Here is a 4,024-nt window from a genome sequence, read left to right as displayed (position 1 = left end):
TCAGCAAAGAGGTGGTCCGGCCATTTCGGGTATTGGAAACCTGATGGACGCCGCGAGAAGGATGCGTGACATGTTCTTTCATCGGGAAACCGTATCCATCACAAGGATTGGCCCCGGAATCGCACCGTTTGGGTCACTGGCCGGGAGACGATGGAGGCAGCCAGGTTCGCCTTCAGCAGCTCCCTTGATAAACGCAACGGCGAAAGGCGACAGGGTACTAACGATGCCGCTCTTCGGGTCCTGATTGCTGCACCATTCCGCCCCGGTGCGCCCATAGCCGCAGATCAGCCTGAGCGCATCAGGAGGAAGTTCGAATATTGCATCACTACTGAGGGAGGCCATCAGTCGGATGTGCTGTCGGATGCCTCCCGTCAAAGCAGCGAACAGAGAGGATAGATCCACGACATCCGTCAGAATGACGGGAGGCCAATCCTGAAGCACAGCCGGGGTTGCAAGGTAATCCGCGATCTCCGAAGGCATGCCGGAGAGAGTGAGAGGAGACGGGGAGCCCGACCAGCCTGTGACCGACTTCTCCCAAGCTGCTGGAACTCTGCGGCCCCATACGACCATATCAACATCTGGCCGTTGCAGATCCATCACAACGGCCGCGTGGGCACAGGCGACTACATGCGGTGCGGGACAGCCAAGAGCGGCGTCTTCTGGTGTATCGACTTTCGCTGCGGGCCAACTCTCCATGAACAGCATGACACCGGGACTCTCCTGCGGCGCACGCGCTGACGGGGGCATGTTCATCGAGACGGGATGTTGCTGTGTGGAAGACGGCATGGCTCCGGCGCTTGACGAGAAGTGGGCGATGTTCATAATGTTATATTATAACATAACATAGTCAATGCCGGGACGAGGACTGAATGGACACATTGATTGAAACGCCCCGAAAAATCCGGGTGCGACCGACACGGGCTCAGGCGGAAGAAGCCGTGCGGACTCTGCTCGCCTGGACCGGTGACGATCCTGATCGTGAGGGACTGGTCGGCACGCCCGGCCGTGTGGTGCGGGCCTATGAAGAGTTTTTCGAGGGATATCAGGACGATCCGGTCGCCCTTCTGGAGCGGACTTTCGAAGAAACCGGAAACTACAATGAAATGGTGGTGCTGCGCGACATCCGGCTGGAATCCCATTGTGAACATCATATCATTCCACTGATTGGCAAGGCGCATGTGGCTTACCTGCCCGACAGGCGGGTAGTCGGCATCAGCAAGCTGGCGCGGCTCGTGGACGTCTTTGCCCATCGCCTCCAGATTCAGGAAAAACTGACAGCCCAGGTCGCCGACACAATCCAGAGTGTTCTGCAGCCGCGCGGCGTTGCGGTGGTGATCGACGCGGCGCACCAGTGCATGACCACACGTGGGGTGCGTAAGCCGGGCGTGAGCATGGTCACCAGTCGCCTGTTAGGCGAGTTCAAGACCTCGGAACCTTTGCGTCGCCAGTTCTTCGCTATGGTGGGAATAGGGGGCGTATGATGGGCGAAACTTTCCCCTCTGCATCAACAGCGTTCCAGCCTCGTGTCTCTATCGAGCAGGTCGAGGAAGGAACCGATCTTGCCCCGCGTTTTGACGCTAGCGGATTGCTGAGCGTGGTCACGACGGACGCGGAGAGCGGGGATGTCATGATGGTCGGCGTCATGAACGCCGAAGCGCTCGCCCGTACCATCGAAACCCGCGAGGCGCATTACTGGAGCCGGAGCCGCCAGTGTCTCTGGCGGAAAGGCGCCACGAGCGGGCTGATCCAGCATGTCATCGAAATGCGGATTGATGACGATCAGGACGCGGTCTGGTTGCGGGTGCGCACCGCGGGCACAGGAGCGAACTGCCATGTGGGTTATCGAAGCTGTTTTTACCGGCGTGTCGATCTCACTGCTGATGAAGTCGTTTCGGCGTCATCCGCTGAACTCGTCTTTTGCGAAACGCACAAGACCTTCGATCCGGTCGCTGTCTATGGCGACGTCCCGAACCCGACCCAGCTCTAGAGGAGAAACACCTATGGACAAGAGGCTTCCCGTCACCGTGCTGTCCGGCTTTCTGGGCGCGGGTAAGACGACCTTGCTCAATCATGTGCTAAATAACCGCCAGGGCTATAAGGTCGCGGTGATCGTAAATGACATGAGCGAGGTCAATATTGATGCTGATCTCGTGCGCGAGGGCGGCAGCAATCTGTCGCGCACCGATGAGAAGCTGGTCGAAATGACCAATGGCTGCATCTGCTGCACCCTGCGCGATGATCTGTTGCAGGAAGTTCGGCGGCTCGCAGAGGAACGGAAATTCGATTATCTGCTCATTGAATCCACAGGCATCGCAGAGCCGCTGCCAGTCGCCGCGACGTTCGAGTTCCGTGACGAGAATGACGTCAGCCTGAGCGATATCGCACGGTTGGATACGATGGTGACGGTCGTGGACGCGGTCAATCTCCTGCGCGACTATTCCTCCAGCGATTTTCTGAAGGATCGGGGCGAAACAGCCGGGGAAGACGACGAGCGTGCTCTGGTCGATCTGCTTGTCCAGCAAATCGAGTTTGCCGATGTCGTGGTCATCAACAAGGTTTCCACCGCCACGCCAGATCAGGTGGACGCGGCGCGGAAGATCATTCGCGCGCTGAATGCGGACGCCGACATCATCGAGACCGATATGGGACGGGTTCCTGTTGAACGGATCCTGAATACCGGTCGCTTCGATTACGACAAGGCGCACCAGCATCCGTTGTGGTTCAAGGAACTTTATGGGTTTGCCAATCATGTTCCCGAAACGGACGAATATGGCATCCATAATTTTGTCTACCGGGCGCGGCGTCCGTTCGAGCCCGCAAAATTCCAGGCTTTTCTTGACCGGAACTGGCCGGGTGTTGTGCGCACCAAAGGTCATTTCTGGCTGGCCACGCGCCCGGACTGGGTAGGAGAAATGAGTCAGGCCGGAGCCCTTGTGCGGAGCGAAGCAATGGGGTTGTGGTGGGCCGCGATACCGAAAAACCAGTGGCCAGACAGCGATCAATGGCGGGATTTTGTTCTGGGAAACTGGGATTCCGTCTATGGCGACCGGCGGCAGGAAATCGTCTTCATCGGCACGGCGGAGATGGATGAAGCAGGACTGCGCCGGGATCTTGACGCCTGTCTTGTGCCGGATCTTGGAGATACCCCTTTTGAGCCGTCACGCTACGCACGACTGCCCGATCCTTTTCCGGTCTGGCGTCGCCAGTCGGAAAATCTTGAGCACGCTTGAAGGGGTGATTGCGATGCATCTACGTAAAGTGACTTTCTTATGAAAATACGAGCTGTTATCGCGTGAGAACCCAATATGGCTTGGAGATTGATCTGGTTGATTTCCAAGGCTCGAAATCTGCGAGCGACCGATCTTGTTAAACCGACCGATCATACTGATCCGATCCAGAAGGTGATCATCGAGATGATGGGCGGCGGAGTGGATTATTCCTTCGAAGCGATCGGTCGCGTTGATGTCATGCGCGCTGCCCTTAAGCGCGGCCATAAAGGCTGGGGGAAATGCACGGTCATCGGTGTTGCCGGGGTACGGCCTTGGAGGGTAAAAGGGTGTTCGCCGTTACCCGGCATGGTCGATGAATGGCTGGCGGGAAAATTCAGCGTCGATCCCTATATCGCCCACAACATGACGCATGACTGGATCAATACGGCATTTAATCTTCTACATCGGGGGAGGTCATTCGTTCTGTCATGTACTATCAACCGAGGGAAACACTCTCCAACGACCTGCCTGGCGAAATTCTGGCCGATCTTTAGGAGACAGACCATGGCTAACTGAGTGGATTAATCCTCAATATAGCAACCTGACCACTAATACGGCCATCGCGGAGCTAAAACTCATGCAAGGAACTGATCCTGCGATAACCATTGTGGCTGAAAACCGCGACTGTACCGCCATTTCTGGTTTTGACCAGCATGTTTGATTTGTGAATTTTCGGAAACCATCTTGCAAGAATCCGGGGGGTGGAATTTGTTATTTCACGACTCCCTTTCGGTATCCGTCCAGTCTCAGTTTTC

Annotated in this window: 6 protein-coding genes; 4 read left to right on the top strand and 2 right to left on the bottom strand. The window is 56.7% G+C overall.

Features of this window, described 5'->3' with window-relative positions:
* Window positions 1–78: 78 nt before the first annotated feature.
* The gene (locus FKW19_RS06120; RefSeq protein ID WP_020936738.1) at window positions 79–705 is read right to left on the bottom strand and encodes a DUF1826 domain-containing protein; all 627 of its coding nucleotides are present in this window, start codon (window positions 703–705) and stop codon (window positions 79–81) included.
* A gap of 164 nt (window positions 706–869) precedes the next feature.
* On the opposite strand from FKW19_RS06120, the gene folE reads away from it, so the two are divergent.
* The 4 genes from folE to FKW19_RS06100 all read left to right on the top strand — a co-directional run bounded on the left by folE (window position 870) and on the right by FKW19_RS06100 (window position 3,785).
* Window positions 870–1,481, top strand: a complete 612-nt coding sequence (folE, locus tag FKW19_RS06115) for a GTP cyclohydrolase I FolE (protein ID WP_020936737.1) — start codon at window positions 870–872, stop codon at window positions 1,479–1,481.
* Window positions 1,478–1,987, top strand: a complete 510-nt coding sequence (gene hisI / locus FKW19_RS06110; RefSeq protein WP_035362736.1) for a phosphoribosyl-AMP cyclohydrolase — start codon at window positions 1,478–1,480, stop codon at window positions 1,985–1,987. The genes folE and hisI overlap by 4 nt, the downstream gene beginning before the upstream one ends.
* Window positions 1,988–2,000: 13 nt before the next feature.
* The gene (zigA, locus tag FKW19_RS06105; protein WP_116100370.1) at window positions 2,001–3,230 is read left to right on the top strand and encodes a zinc metallochaperone GTPase ZigA; all 1,230 of its coding nucleotides are present in this window, start codon (window positions 2,001–2,003) and stop codon (window positions 3,228–3,230) included.
* A gap of 75 nt (window positions 3,231–3,305) precedes the next feature.
* A complete protein-coding gene (locus FKW19_RS06100) occupies window positions 3,306–3,785 on the top strand; it encodes a K00121 S-(hydroxymethyl)glutathione dehydrogenase / alcohol dehydrogenase (protein ID WP_020936735.1) in 480 nt (159 codons plus the stop codon).
* Window positions 3,786–3,837: 52 nt separating this feature from the next.
* On the opposite strand, the gene FKW19_RS15660 is transcribed toward FKW19_RS06100, so the two are convergent.
* Window positions 3,838–4,024, bottom strand: a 187-nt coding sequence (locus FKW19_RS15660) for a hypothetical protein (RefSeq protein WP_238706779.1), incomplete at its 5' end; no start/stop codon positions are given.

This window comes from Acetobacter sp. DmW_125128 (assembly GCF_008704325.1).
Classification (GTDB): Bacteria; Pseudomonadota; Alphaproteobacteria; order Acetobacterales; family Acetobacteraceae; genus Acetobacter; species Acetobacter oryzifermentans.
This window is presented reverse-complemented; position numbering and strand designations above follow the sequence as displayed.